The 16178-nt window shown below is 67.4% G+C and carries 13 protein-coding genes and 1 pseudogene; 10 read left to right on the top strand and 4 right to left on the bottom strand.

Going from position 1 to position 16178, the window contains the following annotated elements; all coding sequences use genetic code 11:
• Nucleotides 1-383, bottom strand: a 383-nt coding sequence (locus FMQ63_RS13050; RefSeq protein ID WP_141276626.1) for a response regulator, incomplete at its 3' end; no start/stop codon positions are given.
• 170 nt (nt 384-553) lie between these two features.
• On the opposite strand from FMQ63_RS13050, the gene FMQ63_RS13055 reads away from it, so the two are divergent.
• From FMQ63_RS13055 to FMQ63_RS13080, 6 genes are read left to right on the top strand one after another with little or no spacing between them, the layout of a single operon-like run.
• Nucleotides 554-1036 (top strand): chemotaxis protein CheW, encoded by a 483-nt coding sequence (locus FMQ63_RS13055; RefSeq protein WP_011554146.1) that lies wholly within the window; start codon nt 554-556, stop codon nt 1034-1036.
• The gene (locus FMQ63_RS13060; protein WP_020478840.1) at nt 1033-1407 is read left to right on the top strand and encodes a CheW domain-containing protein; all 375 of its coding nucleotides are present in this window, start codon (nt 1033-1035) and stop codon (nt 1405-1407) included. Before FMQ63_RS13055 ends, FMQ63_RS13060 begins: the two co-directional genes overlap by 4 nt.
• 5 nt (nt 1408-1412) lie before the next feature.
• The gene (locus tag FMQ63_RS13065; protein WP_141276628.1) at nt 1413-2666 is read left to right on the top strand and encodes a methyl-accepting chemotaxis protein; all 1254 of its coding nucleotides are present in this window, start codon (nt 1413-1415) and stop codon (nt 2664-2666) included.
• Between the two features lie 33 nt (nt 2667-2699).
• Nucleotides 2700-5033: a hybrid sensor histidine kinase/response regulator gene (locus FMQ63_RS13070; protein WP_141276630.1), complete on the top strand. Its 2334-nt coding sequence runs from the start codon at nt 2700-2702 to the stop codon at nt 5031-5033.
• Between the two features lie 37 nt (nt 5034-5070).
• Nucleotides 5071-6075: a protein-glutamate methylesterase FrzG gene (locus FMQ63_RS13075; RefSeq protein ID WP_011554142.1), complete on the top strand. Its 1005-nt coding sequence runs from the start codon at nt 5071-5073 to the stop codon at nt 6073-6075.
• The gene (locus FMQ63_RS13080; RefSeq protein WP_011554141.1) at nt 6069-7850 is read left to right on the top strand and encodes a protein-glutamate O-methyltransferase; all 1782 of its coding nucleotides are present in this window, start codon (nt 6069-6071) and stop codon (nt 7848-7850) included. The genes FMQ63_RS13075 and FMQ63_RS13080 overlap by 7 nt, the downstream gene beginning before the upstream one ends.
• A gap of 27 nt (nt 7851-7877) precedes the next feature.
• On the opposite strand, the gene FMQ63_RS13085 is transcribed toward FMQ63_RS13080, so the two are convergent.
• Together FMQ63_RS13085 and FMQ63_RS13090 are read right to left on the bottom strand one after the other, a co-directional pair.
• Nucleotides 7878-8198 (bottom strand): polyhydroxyalkanoic acid system family protein, encoded by a 321-nt coding sequence (locus FMQ63_RS13085; RefSeq protein WP_011554140.1) that lies wholly within the window; start codon nt 8196-8198, stop codon nt 7878-7880.
• Between the two features lie 104 nt (nt 8199-8302).
• Entirely contained in the window at nt 8303-9769 is a 1467-nt protein-coding gene (locus FMQ63_RS13090) for a deoxyribodipyrimidine photo-lyase (protein WP_011554139.1), read from the bottom strand.
• A 159-nt stretch (nt 9770-9928) separates the two neighbouring features.
• On the opposite strand from FMQ63_RS13090, the gene FMQ63_RS13095 reads away from it, so the two are divergent.
• From FMQ63_RS13095 to FMQ63_RS13105, 3 genes are all read left to right on the top strand, one after another.
• Entirely contained in the window at nt 9929-11416 is a 1488-nt protein-coding gene (locus FMQ63_RS13095; RefSeq protein ID WP_225909307.1) for a hypothetical protein, read from the top strand.
• A 68-nt stretch (nt 11417-11484) separates the two neighbouring features.
• Nucleotides 11485-12630, top strand: coding sequence for a DUF1015 family protein (locus FMQ63_RS13100; protein ID WP_026114238.1), 1146 nt, complete (start codon nt 11485-11487; stop codon nt 12628-12630).
• Nucleotides 12631-12813: 183 nt separating this feature from the next.
• Nucleotides 12814-13089 (top strand): hypothetical protein, encoded by a 276-nt coding sequence (locus tag FMQ63_RS13105; protein WP_225909306.1) that lies wholly within the window; start codon nt 12814-12816, stop codon nt 13087-13089.
• A 1093-nt stretch (nt 13090-14182) separates the two neighbouring features.
• Here the strand turns inward: FMQ63_RS13105 and FMQ63_RS37395 are convergent.
• On the bottom strand, nt 14183-15499 hold the full coding sequence (locus FMQ63_RS37395) for a hypothetical protein (protein ID WP_011554134.1): 1317 nt from the start codon (nt 15497-15499) through the stop codon (nt 14183-14185).
• Nucleotides 15500-15685: 186 nt separating this feature from the next.
• On the opposite strand from FMQ63_RS37395, the pseudogene FMQ63_RS38690 reads away from it, so the two are divergent.
• Nucleotides 15686-16141, top strand: a pseudogene (locus tag FMQ63_RS38690) (AAA family ATPase); the annotation flags it as partial.
• Nucleotides 16142-16178: the final 37 nt, after the last annotated feature.

Consider the following 16178-nt stretch of genomic DNA (forward strand, 5'->3'; position numbering starts at 1 on the left):
GCGGTGGGGATGCTCAGGGCGGGGGGGCCAATGAGACCCATGACCCCGCCGAGCACGGCTTCGAGCCCACCGCTCTTCAGGATGTACCCGTCCGCCCCCGACGCCTTCGTCTTTCCGTCCAGCTCCGCCTCGGAGATGTCGGAATAGAGGACCAGCTTCGCGGTGACCTTCTTCTGCCGGCGGAGGTACTCCACGACGTCGTCGCCGAACATCTCCGGCATGTTGACGTCCATGAGGATGAGCGAAAACGGCCCCTCGGCGAGCTTCAGCTCGAGGCTGGCAAGGTCCTGCGCGCCGCTCGCCTGGTAGCCGGCGGCGGTGAGCGCCCGGACGGTGAGCTCCACCAGCATCGGGCTGTCATCAATGACCAGTACGCGCGACATCGTCCTCCTCAAGGGCTTCGCGGTAGAACCCTACACCTTTGGTGCAGCGCGGACCATCGAAACGGCGACCAGACGGGCTGGTCGTCAGGTCCTCTTGACCGCTATTCATCGCCTCCGGATACTTTGGCGCCTTGACCACGACCTCGACTCCCCTCCAGCGAGCACTCCGGATGGCTCCGGACCGCGCCTTGGCCGCCCAGGCCCGGCCGGAGCAGGAGTTCTTCTGCTTCCGCGTGGGCGACCTCCGCCTGGGCGTGCCCAGTGAGAACGTGCTCGAAGTGCTTCGGGCCGGTCTGCTCACGCCCTTGCCCCGGACCCCGTCCTTCATCATGGGCGTCACCGGCCACCGGGGCGAGGTGCTTCCGGTGCTGGACCTGCTGCGCTTCCTCTCCAAGGGAGAGGCCCGCATCGGCCCGCGCACCCGCCTGTTCGTCGGCGTCACGGGCAGCTACGTGGCCGGCGTCGTCGCGGATACGGTGCTGGGTCTGCGCCGCATTCCCGTGGCGGACATCCTCCCTCCGCCCCTGGGCGGCGACGCCGCGGCCGAGCACCTGCTGGGCGTGGTGCAGGCCAGCGGCAATCAGGAGGCCATCAACCTCCTCAACTTCTCCAAGCTGCTCCAGACGGCACGGCAGCGGGCGGTGGCGCGGTGAACGACGACGCCTTCCATGAGAAGGAGGAGGAGGTGGACCTCCTCTTCTTCGACATCGGCGCCACGCTCTACGGCACGGATGCATCCCAGGTGCTGCGCATCGACCGCGCGCTGCCGGAGGACCTCACGCTGGCGGAGCTGGGCCTGCCTCACCGAGGCAACCGCGCCATCGTCTTCGACACCCCGGAGGGTGAAGCCCACCTCAAGGTGGACGCCGTGCACGGCGTGCGCTCCATCCCCGTCAATTCCTTGCGCCGGATGCCTCCCACGGCCGGCGCCGCAGCCTACGCAGTCGGTGTGTGCCTGGAAGAGGCCCGCACCGTGTTGCTCATCGATCTGGTCGAAACCGCAAGGACTCAAGGAAGGCACTGAGACACATGTCCCTGGACACCCCCAACGAGAAGCCCGCTGGCAAGGCTCGCGCCCGGAAGGCCCCCGCCTCCAAGGCCGGCGCCACGAACGCGGCGTCGACCTCTTCCTCCACCAAGGCCATCACCGACACGCTGCTGACGGTGCTGTCCGGCAACCTGCAGGCCCGCGTGCCCAAGGAGCTGGTCGGTGAGTCCGGCGTGGAGCTGGCGCACCTGCTCAACCAGGTGCTGGACCAGTTCGCGGCCTCCGAGCACCGCAAGCATGTGGCGGCGCAGGAGATCGACCAGGCGTTGGATGCGCTCATCGGCCTGGTGCGCGAGGGCGACCTGTCCCGGTGGAACACCACCACCGAAGACCCGCAGCTCGGGCCCCTGCTGGAGGGCTTTGGCAAGGTCATCGAGACGCTGCGCACCTTCGTGCGGGAGATCAACGAGGCGGCGTTGAGGCTGTCCTCGTCCGCCAACCAGGTGCTGGCGGCCTCCACGCAGCATGAGACGTCCTCCACGGAGCAGGCGGCGGCCATCCACGAGACGACCGCCACCATGGAGGAGCTGAAGCACGCGTCGGCGCAGATCGCCGAGAACGCGGGCAGCGTGGCGCGCGTGGCGGAAGAGACGCTGGGCGCGGCGCGCGCGGGCCGGGGCGCCATTGGCGAGTTCATCCAGGCCATGCAGCAGATCCGCAGCGACGGCGTCGCGGTGGCGGACTCCATCGCGAAGCTGTCCAAGCGCGTGGAGCGCATCGGCACGGTGGTGGAGGTCATCGACGAGATCGCGGACCGCTCCGACCTGCTGGCGCTGAACGCGGCGCTGGAAGGCAGCCGCGCGGGTGAGGCCGGCAAGGGCTTCTCCATCGTCGCGGCGGAGATGCGGCGTCTGGCGGAGAACGTCCTGGACTCCACCAAGGAGATCAAGAACCTCATCACCGAGATTCGCGAGGCCACGGCCGCCGCGGCCGGCGCCGCCGAGGCGTCCAAGTCCGCCACGGAGTCTGGTGAGAAGCTGGGCGCGGTGGCGGCGCAGGCGGTGGAAGGCATCCTCGCCGGCGTCCAGGAGACGAGCGACGCGGCCCGCGTCATCAACCTCGCCACGCAGCAGCAGCGCACGGCCACCGAGCAGGTGGTGGCCTCCATGGCGGAGATCGAGGACGTGACGCGCCAGACGACGCAGGCCTCGAAGCAGGCCACGGGCGCGGCCGCGGAGCTGACGCAGTTGGCCGGACGGCTGGCCGACCTCATCAAGCGGTTCAAGGCCGACTAGCGCTTCCTGGAAGGGGAGGGGCGTACGCCGGCCATGGACACCGAGGCTCTCAAGAAATCCCTCCTGAAGAAGTTCCAGGAGGTCACCGCCGACCGCCTCCAGAAGATTCAGCTGGGGGTATTGGACCTGGAGAAGGAGACCGCGGACCAGGCCGCGGAGGACGTCGCGCGCGAGCTGCACACGATGAAGGGCGAGGCCCGCATGTTGGGTCTGGCCGCCATCGGGCAGCTGGCGCACGCCGCCGAGGACGTCCTGCGCGCAGAGCGCGAGGGCAAGACGGCCACCGAGGTGGCCACCGACGTCCTGCTCAGGGCGTGCGACGTCCTCTCCGATCTCAACGAAGACCTGTCCGGCGCCAACACGGGCAACCCGGCCAGCGAGGAGATGGTCCGCATGCTCGCGGAAGTCTCCGGACAGACGCCGCCCGCCATCGCTGGCGCACGGCCCGTGGCGCCGCCTCCTGCACCGCCGCCGGCCCCTGTCGCCGCGCCCGTGGTGACACCGGCAGCCGTCGCCGCGCCGCCCGCGCCGGTGCAGGCTCCGGTGGCTCCGCCCCCGACGCAGGCCCCCGTGGCCGAGCCGGGGGCGCACGCCGCCGCAGCCGCGCCTCACCCGGCTGCCGCGCATGGCCGTGACGAGGAGGCCCCGAGCGCCGCGAAGTCCGCGGTGGCCGACCGGAGCATCCGCGTCAACGTGGAGGTGCTCGACGCGTTGGGGTTGCTCGCGGGCGACCTGCTGGTGGAGAGCGCCCGCGGCCGGCTGCGCAGCTCGGAGACGGAGGCGTTGTTCGAGCGCTTCAGCCGCCTGGGGGACCGCTTCCTCCGGCTGGCGGAAGAGATCGACATCTCGAACGAGGTGCGTGAGCAGTTGGACCGCGTGGAGAGCGACCTCCACATGCTGCGCGACGACGCGTTCCGCTTCGTGCGCCGCAACGACGACGGCATCAACACGCTGCACGGCAACCTGGCGAAGATGGCGGACCACGTGGCCGAGGCCCGGCTGGTGCCGCTGTCCACCGTGTTCGACGCCTTCCCGCGCGCCGTTCGCGAGATGTCGCGCACGCAGGGCAAGGAAGTGGACCTGGTCATCGAGAACGCCGACATCGGCGTGGACCGGTCCATGCTGGGCGACGTGCGAGACGCGCTGGTGCACCTGCTGCGCAACTCGGTGGACCACGGCGTGGAGTCCCCGGACACGCGCCAGCAGTTGGGCAAGCCGCTCAACGGCCGCATCCGCATCCGCGTGCGCGTGGACGGCGACATGCTCCACATCGAGGTGGAGGACGACGGCCGCGGCATCGACCCGGAGCGGCTGCGTCAGGCGGCCATCTCCAAGCGCCTCATCAACGCGGTGCAGGCCGCCGCGCTGTCGGAGCGCGAGGCCATCGAGCTCATCTTCCGCCCCGGCTTCTCCACCCGCGACCAGGTCAGCGAGCTGTCTGGCCGTGGCGTGGGCATGGACGTGGTGAAGCGCAAGGTGGAGACGCTGGGCGGCTCGGTGGGCGTGAGCAGCCGAATCGGCCGTGGCTCCACCATCACCCTGCGCCTGCCGCAGTCGCTGGCGTTGATGAAGGTGCTGCTGGTGCGCCTGGGGGACGACGTCTACGGCATGCCCGCCGCGGACGTGGAAGCCGTCATGCGCGTCAAGCCGGATGACCGGCTGGAGATCTTCGGCACGCTGGCCGTGCGGCACCGTGGCAAGCCCACGGCGCTGGTGGCGCTGGGGCCGCTGTTGGGCCTCAACGGCGGCAATCGCTTCGACAAGCCACCCGCGGTGGTGGTGCGTCACGGCGAGGACCACGCGGCGCTGGTGGTGGACGGCTTCGTGGACGAGCGCGAAGTGGCCGTGAAGCCTTGCGGCGGCGAGTTCCTCAAGGCCGCGCCCTTCATCGCCGGCACCGCGGCGCTGGAGGACGGGCGCATCGCCGTGCTGCTCCATGTCCCGGACATCATGGCGGAGGTGCGACGGATGGCCCGCCCCGTCACCCAGGCCCCCGCCGCCAAGCGCCTCCGGGTGCTGCTGGTGGACGACTCGCCCATTGCCAGCGCTACGGAAGGGGCGCTGGTGAAGGCGCTGGGGCACTCGGTGGAGGAAGCCCAGGACGGCGAAGAGGCCTACGTGAAGGTGCAGAACAACACCTACGACCTCATCCTCACGGACGTGCAGATGCCCAAGCTGGACGGGTTCTCGCTGGCGCGGCGGCTCAAGTCGACGCCCGCGGTGGCTCGCATTCCGGTCATCATCCTGTCGTCGCTCGCCTCGCCCGAGGACAAGCGGCGCGGGTTGGATGCCGGCGCGGACGCGTACCTCGTCAAGGGCGAGCTGGGCGTGGAGGTTCTCGCGCAGGCCATCGACCGGCTGACCTGAGGAGCCAGGCTTGGGCGGTGGCGCGGTAGTCGCAGGAATGGCGTTTCGGGTGCTCATGGTGGGCAAGGGGCTGCGTGCGCTCGCGGCCCGGGGCCTGTTCGATGGGGAATCCCTGGTGCCCGTGGGGCCGGCGGAGGTGGACTTCGCCGGCGCCCTGGTGGCCGTGCAGCGGCACTTCCCGGACGTGGTGCTGGTGGACCTGAGCGCGCTGGACGCGCTGCCCGCCATCGAGCACGTCATGGTGGAGCGGCCCGTGCCGGTGCTGGCGTTGCACCCCGGCGTGTTGTCCGGCCAGGAGGCCTTCCAGGCGATGGTGGCGGGCGCGCTGGACGTGCTGGAGCGTCCGGCGAACCCCGGGCCCGAGTTCTGGACGCACGTGTCGCGCAAGCTGGTGCTGCTGGCGCAGGTGAAGGCGGTGCGGCAGGTGCAGACGCGGCCGCCACCGCAAGCGGCGCGTGAGGCGAAGCCGCCTCCTCCGTATCCGCTGGTGGCCATCGCCGCGTCCCTGGGTGGCCCCAAGGCGGTGGCGCAGGTGCTGCGGATGATTCCGCGCGCCTTCCCGGCGCCCATCGCCTACTGCCAGCACATCAGCGACGGTTTCACGGAAGGGCTGGCGCACTGGTTGTCCAATGAAACGGCGCTGCGCGTGCTGGAGGCCGAGCATGACGTGCTCATGGCGCCGGGCACGGTGTACATCGCTCCGTCGGGCAGTCACCTCTTGGTCCGACCCGAGGGCAGGTTGGAGCTGGACGCGGGCCCCGCGCTTCGCGGTTTCCGGCCGTCCTGTGACATGCTGCTGACTTCAGCGGGTGAGTCGTTCGGCCCGCGCTGCATCGGGGTCATCCTGACGGGCATGGGGCGCGACGGGGCGCGAGGGTTGAAGGAGATTCGAGAGCGCGGCGGTCGGACCATTGCCCAGGACGAAGCGTCGAGCGTCGTCTGGGGCATGCCGCGCGAGGCGGTGTTGATGGGCGCGGCGCACGAGGTGCTGCCACTGAGCCGGATTGGCGCGGCGCTGATGCAGTGGGTGGATGTGTGTTGACGGCGAGCCAGAAAGTCTTGCAACAACTCGCGGCGCTGCTGCTGGAGCGCGCGGGGCTGAAAATCACGCCGGATGGCTTCCACAGCCTCCGACTGGCGCTGTCCGCGCGGATGCCCGTGCTGGGGCTGGAAGAGCCCGAGCACTACATCCAGCGACTGACGGGCGCCGGTGGCGAAGAGGAGCTGCGCTCGCTGTTGCCGCTGGTGACGGTGGGGCACACGGAGTTCTTCCGCGACGCGAAGCAGTTCCGCGCGCTGGAGAAGAGCGTGCTGCCGGACCTGGTGTCCCGTTCGCGGCGCGAGATGCGCAAGGTGTCCATCTGGTCCGCGGGCTGCGCGACGGGGGAGGAGCCCTACAGCCTGGCCATGGTGCTGGCGGAGCTGGGCGCGCTGTCGCTGGAGGTGGACCTGTGGGCCACCGACCTCAACCTGGCCGCGGTGGAGGCCGCGAAGCAGGGGCGCTTCACCTCGCGGCGGGCCATCAGCATCAACCAGGCGCGGCTGACGCGCTTCTTCAAGCCCGTGGAAGAGGGCTATGAGGCGCTGCCCGCGCTGCGTGAGTACATCCGCTTCGATGGACAGAACCTGGCGGTTCCCGTCTTCGACAAGGTGGCCCTGTCGTCGCTGGACCTCATCCTCTGCCGCAACGTCATCATCTACTTCGACCTGCCCACCATCCGCGGGTTGATGGACCGCTTCCTCGCCGCGCTGCGGCCGGGCGGGCTGTTGTTCCTGGGGTACTCGGAGAGCCTCTTCAAGGTCTACGACCGCTTCGAGATGATCGAAGTCGATGGGGCGTTCGTGTACCGCCGCCCGCTGAACGACAAGAGCATGCGGGCGCCGCCGCTGCGCATCACCCCGTATCCTGGCGAGCCCGATGTCGCCGCGCGCAGGCCCGTGCCTGCGGACGCGTTCACCGCGGACCTGCGCAAGCGGATGCTGCCCGAGGACGTCCCGTTGACGACGCGGCTGCCCGCGGTGTCAGCGTCGTCGGTGGCGGCGCCTGGCTCGCCCAGCGTGACGCTGCCGGCGCTGGGGGCCTCTTCGAGTCCGCGTTCCGTGGTGCCGGGGCGGCTGCCCGCGGTGTCGCCTCACTCGCCGCTGCCGGCCATCGCCGCGCGCTCGCGTGTCACCGCGGAGTTGCCCACGGTGGGAAGCGTGGACTCCGCCCGTCCGCGCATCACCACCGAGCTGCCGGCCGTGGCCACCACGCCGCGCGCGCCCACCGTGGAGGTGCCCGCCTGGCCCACGCTGCTGCCTCCGGCGGAGCGGCTGGCCATGGCGGTGCGGAAGATGGCGCAGGGGGATTTCTCGGCGGCCATCGCTGGCGTGCAGCGGCTGCTCGCGGACGAGCCCAGTGACTTGGATGGGCTGCTGACGCTGGGCAACCTGTTCTCGCTCACCGGCCGCATCCCCGAGGCGCGCGAGGCCTTCGCGCAGGCCATTCAGCGCGAGCCGCTGTGCGTGGAGGCGCGGGTGTTCGGCGGGGTCGCCGCGTTGCAAGCAGGGGAGTTGAGCGAGGCGCGCTCCGAGCTGAGCAAGGCCCTGTTCCTGGAGCCCACGCTGGCCATTGGCCACTACCTGCTGGCGCAGGTGCACGAGCGCACGCAGGACCATGAGGCGGCCCGCCGCAGCTACCGCAACGCCATTGCCCAGCTTCGCTTCCCGCAGCGTCCCCTCGCGGGGCACTACCCGGAGATGCCGGACTCGGCGGATGCCATCTCTCGCGCGGCGCGTTACGCCCTGGCCGCGCTGGAGGAGCAGCCCCTGCGCTGAGGCAGGGGCCGCGTCCCAGGCTTCACGTCAGTCCAGGCTGCTCTTCACCTGGTCCAGGCTCTTGCTCGGGTCGAGCACGGAGCCGAACTTCTTCTGCAGGTAGCTCTTGGCCTGGCCGCGCAGCAACATGCCAGGGTCGGTGCCCTCACCCTCGACGGCCTTGTCGGTGATGACGAACGAGGCGTCCATTTGGATGCCCATCACCTTGCCGACGATTTTCGCGCCTTCCCCCTGCCAGTCCGCCTTCACGCCGTACTTGCCGCCCCAGTACTGGAGCAGCTGATCGACGCGCTGCTTGACCTCCTCCTTGGGGAGGGAGTGGGGGATATCGAACTTCATCATTCCCATGGCTGGCTCCTGATCTCGGTGTCCCGCTTCGTGCGTTTATCCGTGCCCGAGCGGGAATGGAACCGCCGTGTCACTTTTGGGCGCGCGGATGTCAACAGGCTTGCTCACGGGCCTGCCGTCTTGCGAACGCGCTTGAGCTTCACCGGTGGGTCCTCCGGGCGGCCCCAGCGCTCCAGGTAGGGTGCCAGGTTGTACCTGGCCGCCGTGCGCAGGGAGCTCATGGGCCGCACCTTGCCCAGCACCTGCCGCTCCTGGAAAGGGCGGTCATGCAGTCCCAGCACCCACATGAAGTTGGCGACGCTCGCGGGGTCCCTGCCATCCACCGCGTACTTGTCGTTGAGGAACGCGATGCGTTGCAGCGCTTCCTGGGGGGATGGAGTCCACTCCAGGATTTTCTTCCCCCACAGCATGCGCAGGTAGTTGTGGATGCGGCCACGCTCCACCAACTCGCGCTGGGCCGCGTTCCACAAGCCGTCCGCGGTCCGCGCTGTCTCCAATTGCTTCAACGAATAGCGGTGCTCGCGCGCGTCCTTCTGGTGGCGGGTGAGTGTCTCCTTCGCCCACGGAGGCAGGGAGGCCACGGAGAGCTGCTGCGGCCCCGGCGTGTGGAAGCAGTAGTTGAAACCCAGCTCACGGCGGACGAGCAGCTCCTCCAGGAAGCCCTGCACCGAAGCATCCTGCGCGCCGCGTGCGCGGATGGCGGCGCGCGCGGCCTCTCCCGCGAAGAGGTTGCCCCAGTGGAAGAAGGGGGACAGGTTGGACTGTCGCGCCAGGCCCGGGTCGTTGCGGCCTTCGTCATAGCCCTCCAACCGTTGGTGCACGAAGGCCTGGAGCGCATCGAGGCCCGCCTTGCGTCCTCCGCGCTCCTGGATGGGCGCCACCGAATGGTCGAAGTCGAAGGCGTCCAGGGACTCGCGGGACTCGCGTGCGTCTGACGTGGCGAAGTCCGGCTCCAGCTTGCGTCCGGCCGCGGCGGCCTTCACCGCGCGGTTGGGCACGGCGCGGTCCAGGTACTCCGGCCACAGCTTCTTCAGCTTGGGCCGCAAGGTATAGGCGCCAATCTGCCGCGTGGCGATGCGCTGCATGGGCACCACGCATGACGCATCCACGGCGAACAGCGGCACGTCCAGGGCCTTGGCGGCGCCGCGCAGGTGGCCCGGGATGATGTACGTGGGGAACAGGTCCGACACGATGGCGGCGGCGCGCCGGCCGAGCTGGGCCAGCCGGGGACGGTGCTCCTTCGAGGTCCGGGGCAGCTCCAGCCAGTAGGGCAGCCCGCGCGCGGCGCAGCCGGTGGCCATGTCCATCATCCCCTCCAGGGCCCAGGCGTGGAGCCTGTCGGAGGCATGAGGGTAGTCCGGACGGATGGCCTGGTAGACGACGACGGGCAGGCCCAGGTGGTTGCCCAGACCGATGGCGGCATCCAGCGCGTGGTTCTGCTCGGCGCGATGGTTGACCATGCACCAATAGAGGACGAAGTCGCGGCGGCCGGAAGGAAGCGGGAGGTCCTTCACCACCTGGACGCGCGCCGAATCGACGCCGAGTTCGGACCACGAGAAGCCTTCAGGCATGGGGCCTCACTGATACGCGAGCCGTATTCGCGTCGCGGAGGAAAAGAAGTGCGTGGCTGTGAACGAGGGGACAGGGAAGGTCGGATGGCGCTCCAATTTCCCGCACCCGAGGACAGGTTGTGGTTTTCTGCCGTCCGGCCGGACCGAAGGAGTCCTTGCGTGTCATCATTGAGAAGCTGGAGCTATCTCCCCATCACCGCCCTCGCTCTCGCGCTGGTCCTTCCGGAGCCCGCGAAGGCGCAGGCTGACGGAACCTATCCATCCCCGGGGGCTGCGCAGCCGCCGTCTGCCCCCGCGGGTTATGCGGCCCCTCCGCAGCCCACGTATCGCCAGACGGCGCCGCAGCAGCCGGCGGATCCGTACGCGCAGCCGCCGCAGACGCAGCAGCCCGCGGACCCGTACGCGCAGCCGCCGGCGTCCGCGCAGCCCGCGGACCCGTATGCGCAGCCGCCGCAGACGCAGCTGCCGGTGGACCCGTATGCGCAGCCGCAGACGCAGCAGCCGTCAGCGGATCCGTATGCGCAACCGCCGTCGTCCACGCAGCCGGTGGACCCGTACGCGCAGCCGCCGCAGACGCAGCAGCCGGTGGACCCATATGCGCAGCCGCAGACGCCGCAGGGCTATCCCCCGGCGCAGAATGCCTATCCCCCGTCGGATGCGCGGGACCCGGCTCGCTATCCGGGCGATTCCGCGACGGCGAGCGACGCGCCCACGCTGCCTCCGGATCCGGACTCGCTTCGGACGAAGCCGCAGTCGCCGCTGACGCCGGACGACCGGGCCATGGCGAAGCGGGGCGTGCCTCCCATCGAGGACACTGGGGTGATGCTGGACGGCAGGCCGCGCCAGGGTCCGTTCCTCTCCGGTCCGGGCAGCTTCACCTTCATCGTGCACCACACGACGCTGGGCGCGCTGGGTGGCTTCTTCACGCAGGCGTTCGCCAGCGACTTCAACTTCGACAAGAGCTCGCGAGAGGCAATGCTCGCGGGCACGCTCATCGGCGCGGGCCTGGGCTTCGGTGCCTCGTCGTGGTGGCAGTTCAACAACTGGGTGGACCGCCCCATGGCCACCTTCAGCATCGCCAACTCGGTGGTGGGCGGCATGTTCACCGCGGGCCTGATGGACCTCTTCACGCAGGACGCGGGCGTCCTGACGTGGTCCGCCTTCCTGGGCGCGGAGCTGGGCGCATGGCTCACGGCGGGTATCGGCGGTGGCCAGCTTCCGCTCAACGACGGCTTGCTGATTTCGTCCGGTGCGGGCTGGGGCGCGGCCTACTCGGCGCTGCTGTTGGCCATCATCCACTTCTCCGGGACGCCCGTGTCCGGCAAGACGTGGCGGGACACGCTGCTGCTGGCTCCGGGCATCGGCGCGGGCGCGCTGGCGCTGGCCACCATGCGTTACAACCCGACGCCGTCCCAAATCGTCCGAGCCAACATCTTCGGCGGTGGCGTGGGTGCGGTGGTGCTGCTCCTCTCCGGCGTGGTGCTGGGTGGTTTCGATCAGTCCACGCCGTACGTCCTGTCGTTCCTCGGTTCGGCGGGGGCCATCACCACGGTGAGCCTGCTGTGGGAGGAGAGCGTGGACCGCTCCGCCCTGAAGATGGCTGGCCGCTCAGAGAAGGACCGGCCGTACACGAACGTTTGGTGGTAGACGCGGCTTAGCGCAACCTGGCGCGCGCCATGGCATGGCGGGGCAGGAGGCACCACCTTCCCCCCGACATGGCGCGCGTCAATCCATTTTCGGCCCTTCTTGGCTCGCTGGATTCCTCGCTGGAGCCCAGCGGCTACGTGCCGCGTGGCAATGCGGTGCCCCAGCCGTCTCACGTCCGTCCCCTCTTGGAGGCGGCCAATCCCACGGCCGAGCTGCGGCGCCTGCGGGACTCGGGCGCGCTGCTGAGGGACACACGCCCCGCGATGTATCTGGTGGAGGTGCAGGGGCCCACTGGCAAGCTCGGCGGCCCGCCGGTGCGCTTCCTCCTGTGTGCTTTGAATCCGGACGCGGGCGCCTCGCTGGAGCATGACCCTTACCGGCCCAGGGCCTGGGAGGCGGAGCCCGCTGTCACGCTGACCGCGGACGACCATGGCGTGCTGCGCGGATTGTTGGCGGAGGCTTCTGCGCGCGCCATCGTCGTGTGGGAAGGGCGCTACGGACAGAACACCCTGTCGCTGCGGCGCATCGAGCCTTCTCCCGTGTCGAAGCGGCTCCAAGCCGTGCTGGATGAAGCGCCCATGCGCCCGCTGGCGGCGTTGCATGAGCGCAGCCCGACGCTGGCGGCCGTCGTTCCCCTGTCCGACCCGGGCCTGGAGTTGCTGCCCATCCACCGCGCGCTCAAGGGCGTGGAGACCTTCAAGGAGGAGACGTTCCTCACGCTGGTGACGGCGTATGCGCGCGTCTACGAGCTGGATGAGCCCCTGAATAACCCGCGCGGTCTGGCGGTGGCGCGAGAGCGACTGGCCACGCTCATCACCGGGCACCACGCGGTGCTGCTGGTGTTGCCGGGAGGACGAGGCCGCATTCTCCGGTTCCGTCAGGGGTTGGACCTGGCGCACCTGAAGGGGGCGCCGCGCAATCCCACGCTGCGGAGCTTGGACCTGGCGTTGCTCAACGCGCTGGTGCTGCGGACCGTGCTGGGCATCAAGGACCCGGAGGCGCCGGGGCACTCGCAGGTGTACCCAGTGCAGGGCCTGGAGTCGCTGGTGCAGGGCGTCGAGTCGGGGATGTTTCAGGCGGGCTTCGCCCTCAATCCGCCGCCGCTGTGGGAGGTGCGCGCGGTGATGGAGGCGCAGGCGACGCTGCCACCCAGCACGCTTCGGGTCGAACCGTTGCCGCCGGCGGGGCTGCTCTATCTGGACCGGGAGGCCTGACCTCTTGGCGTGACGGTTCTGAGCCATGACCTGCCGGAGGACCGACCCCGGCGTGTTCCGCTTGAGCTCCAGCCTGGGCAGGGGAGACGTTGGACTCGATTTGTGGCGGTGGAGTGCACGGGCAGCTTCGCGCACGTGCTGTGCAATCCGCCGTATCGGACGCGAGCATCCGGACGCAGCAGCATGTTCATGGAGAAGGCGATTGCCCGGCACGAGCTGACATGTGAGCTCCAGGACGTGGTGCGCGCCGCGGACCACCTGCTGGTGCCGCGCGGCGCGCTGTTCATGGTGTATCCGGCGTCACGGTTCGGGGAGTTGACGTCCGTGCTCAGGCTTCACCGGATGGAGCCGCGCACCGTGCGGTGCGTGCATCCCTTGGCGGACCGGCCCGCGAAGCTGGTGCTGCATGGGGATGACGAGCACGCGTTCACGGATGAGGTGAACGCGATGTTGATGTGAATGAAGGACGCAGGGGCGCAGGGGAGCACCTGCTCGGCCGTCCACGGCTCTTCAAGCGTGCCCTGGCTGGCAAGATATTGAGCGGAGGCAGCGCAGATTTTCATGCCGGAGCCTGTTGGCAACCAGCCTCCGCCGGTGAGAGTTGGAGGCGGCGGGAATCGAAGCCGCACAGGCGGATTTGGTCCCTACTCGGACCAGAGGTTGCCCGCCCGGTTTTCCCTCTGAAAAGAGGGGTGGCCTTCCGTCCAGGTGAGTCCAGGACCGTCCATTGGATTTGGTTCTTTTTTGGTCCCTGCGGGGAACTAAACCAGCCGGAGTACAGCGCCGGATAGAACCCCGGGCATCGCGCCACCTTCGGGCCGTGGTGCCCATCCAGCGCGCTGTGGTGGTCAGCATACAAGCCCCCGCGCACTCCAAGCCAGGATGCCCGCTTGCGCCGACTGCCACCTCGGACCGTGGAGCCTGCCCAGTGCATGGTGAACGCCACGCGCGCCGAGCGCCACCTCGAAACCGTGAAGCCTGCCGGTGCGTGGTGGGCTCCACCCGCGCCAAGCACCGCCTCGGCCGTATGAAAGCCATCCCCGCTGAGCGTCACCTCGGGGCCGAAGAGATTGCCGGCGTGCATTGGCGGCCCCCTGGCGCCGCGCACCACCAGGGATCGTGGATCCCGTCCGGTGCGTAGTGGCGGCCACGGGCCCATACCGAGCCCCACCTCAGAACTGTGGAGCTTGCCTGAAGCGGGGTAGACGCTACCGGCGCCGCGCATCGGCACGGGTACCGGGAGGGTCATCCGGACGGGTACCGGCGAACTCGCGCTGCGTCAGCCCGCTCGCTTCGAACTACTCAGCGACCCGTAGCCACTCCGGCTTCACAACTCTCTTCGGCATCCGTCGAGGGATGACCGAAACCGCTCAGGTCGGCAATGCCCCGCAGCACGGCGTCCGCCGGACGGATACGGGCCACCCACCCCACGGGTGGCCCCGTGTGCCCCTGACGATGGCTTGGTCCCATGTAGCTGGCGAAAGTCCCCGTCCCCTGGCCCTATGAGACTGGAGACCGACACAAACCTCACGAGATTCCACACGCTTTAGGATTATCTCCTACGAATCGGTGGCGGAATTGATTGCTGCCCCTGTCTCCCAAAAACCAATTTCTGAGTCTGATATAAAAGCTCTGCGACATCCTGGGCCGCAAGAAATAGCTCTAGGCATCTATGAGTGAATTCAACCAGGAAAACACTTCGTTTATTCGCTTCGTCTTTGAGCCCACCCGCGTAGTAAATCACTCGCTGCTCGACACCCTCATACTTGTGAAAACCATGGGCGATGCTACTGCAAAGTGGCTCATCCCAATAGTTATGCAAGAGACGGTCGAAGACCTCTGAACCGTCCAGATATTGTGCGCGCGCATCTAGCGACTTGTCTTCATATTGAGAAAGAGTCTGGACATCTTCTCTGCGCGGAGCCATCCGGGACCAGCCTCCGCGATTGCGCACGTTGTTCCAACCGACAATGAGCGTGAGCGATTCAGAAATAATCTCATGGGAGAACAGAAACAACTGCTTAAGATCCTCGAAAGAAGTCGTAGTAACTCCCTTGCGCTCAAGCAAGTCTGGGTCTCTGCTCTGATAATAACGCAAGCCAAACACAGGAATTAAGAATCTAAAACGCTCCACAAACAACTCAGTAAGACAAAGGAACTTCTCCTCAAGCTGCTGAAGGTAACCCCTCTGATTCAGCATCTCACCAAAATCCATGAGATCTGCAATTTGGGCTGCCGAAAATTTCTTGAGCGCCTTGAATATCAGCTTGGTTATCTCTTCAAAGCGCTCGGGATTACGAATCGGGCTAATGAAGAGCAGATTCAGACGATGCACAGCCATAAGTGATTGTAATTCGTTGCTTATGGACAGCTGATTGGGTGCTAGGAACTCCAATCTCGCCTGCATGGTCAAAATTTCCCGCGCAAGCTGAGGAAGCGCCCTACTGAGCCATAGCTGATTTATGCGCTGAATCTGCGGCCAAGACGTCTTAAGGATGTGAGAAAACCGCTGTATGTTTCTACCAAACTCCTCATATCCCTTGTCGCCCATCACCGCGAATGCTTTTATAAATGGACTAAAGTCGAGAGGTGGCGCCCTTCTGTCTAACTTCTGGAGTTTCTCGGTCAGAAATTCTGGCGAGGCTTCGATGTAGAAGTCGCCTGATTCATCATCCACCAGCTTGGCATTTCGATAGTCCACCCAAAATTTGGGCTTGCTTTGGCTGACGAAAGCTGTAGCAGAGATCAAGACGCCGCAGGATCCGCAGGGCACGCGGATCGGATGCTGCTCTAGATAACCAATTTGGATGCGGATCAATGTTGTGGCTGCACAAAACTCACACTGCACAATTTGTCGGAAGACGGCCATGGCGCTGAGGACTGGCTCGGGTATTGGTTGAGATGATTCTGCCGAAAATAGGGAACTCTAGTACGCAGGAACACGGACCTCCAAGCCCCTTTGGAGGTCTAGTAGGCAGGCACAGAGGTGCAGCTCTGCTTCCTACCTCAATTGCCTAGGGCCACATTCCTCATAGCTGTAGAATACTGGGCCGCTATGCCGAAGGATATCATCGACTTCCAACTAGAGCGTGGGCGCCACGAACAACTGTTAGGGAGGCAGGATGCGCTGACCACGCTGGATTCGTTCCTGCTAAGCGGAGAATCGGCACGTGGGTGGTTGCTGGTCAAGGGAGGGCCCGGGAGAGGTAAAAGTGCGCTGCTCTCGAGTTGGCTGGGGGCTCGGGAGTTAGCGGGGCAGAGAGTTCCGCACCATTTCCTCCGCCGGGGCGTGGAGGACTGGGACCGTCCCGAGGTGGTAGTACGCAACTTAGCGGCACAGGTGGAGGCACTCTATCCCCTGCATGCCGATTTGGAGGCGAAACCCGAGTCGCGGTTGCGAGAGGTGCTGCAGCGGGTATCCACCGCAGTCCTGGTGCCACAGAGGAAGCAGCTCGTGCTGTTAGTCGATGGACTCGACGAGTTGGATGCGAGCGGTCCAAACCCACTGCCGCGCTTCCTACCGCATGCACTGCCTCCAGGGGTGAAGG

Source organism: Myxococcus sp. CA005 (assembly GCF_006518205.1).
Taxonomy (GTDB): Bacteria; Myxococcota; Myxococcia; order Myxococcales; family Myxococcaceae; genus Myxococcus; species Myxococcus xanthus.

What these genes read in the sequence shown, in the direction of transcription:
- FMQ63_RS13055 (WP_011554146.1), top strand. Translation starts at nt 554, where the DNA reads ATGGCTCCGGACCGCGCCTTGGCCGCCCAGGCCCGGCCGGAGCAGGAG.
- FMQ63_RS13065 (WP_141276628.1), top strand. Translation starts at nt 1,413, where the DNA reads ATGTCCCTGGACACCCCCAACGAGAAGCCCGCTGGCAAGGCTCGCGCC.
- FMQ63_RS13070 (WP_141276630.1), top strand. Translation starts at nt 2,700, where the DNA reads ATGGACACCGAGGCTCTCAAGAAATCCCTCCTGAAGAAGTTCCAGGAG.
- FMQ63_RS13075 (WP_011554142.1), top strand. Translation starts at nt 5,071, where the DNA reads ATGGCGTTTCGGGTGCTCATGGTGGGCAAGGGGCTGCGTGCGCTCGCG.
- FMQ63_RS13085 (WP_011554140.1), bottom strand. Translation starts at nt 8,198, where the DNA reads ATGGGAATGATGAAGTTCGATATCCCCCACTCCCTCCCCAAGGAGGAG.
- FMQ63_RS13090 (WP_011554139.1), bottom strand. Translation starts at nt 9,769, where the DNA reads ATGCCTGAAGGCTTCTCGTGGTCCGAACTCGGCGTCGATTCGGCGCGC.
- FMQ63_RS13100 (WP_026114238.1), top strand. Translation starts at nt 11,485, where the DNA reads ATGGCGCGCGTCAATCCATTTTCGGCCCTTCTTGGCTCGCTGGATTCC.
- FMQ63_RS13105 (WP_225909306.1), top strand. Translation starts at nt 12,814, where the DNA reads ATGTTCATGGAGAAGGCGATTGCCCGGCACGAGCTGACATGTGAGCTC.
- FMQ63_RS37395 (WP_011554134.1), bottom strand. Translation starts at nt 15,499, where the DNA reads ATGGCCGTCTTCCGACAAATTGTGCAGTGTGAGTTTTGTGCAGCCACA.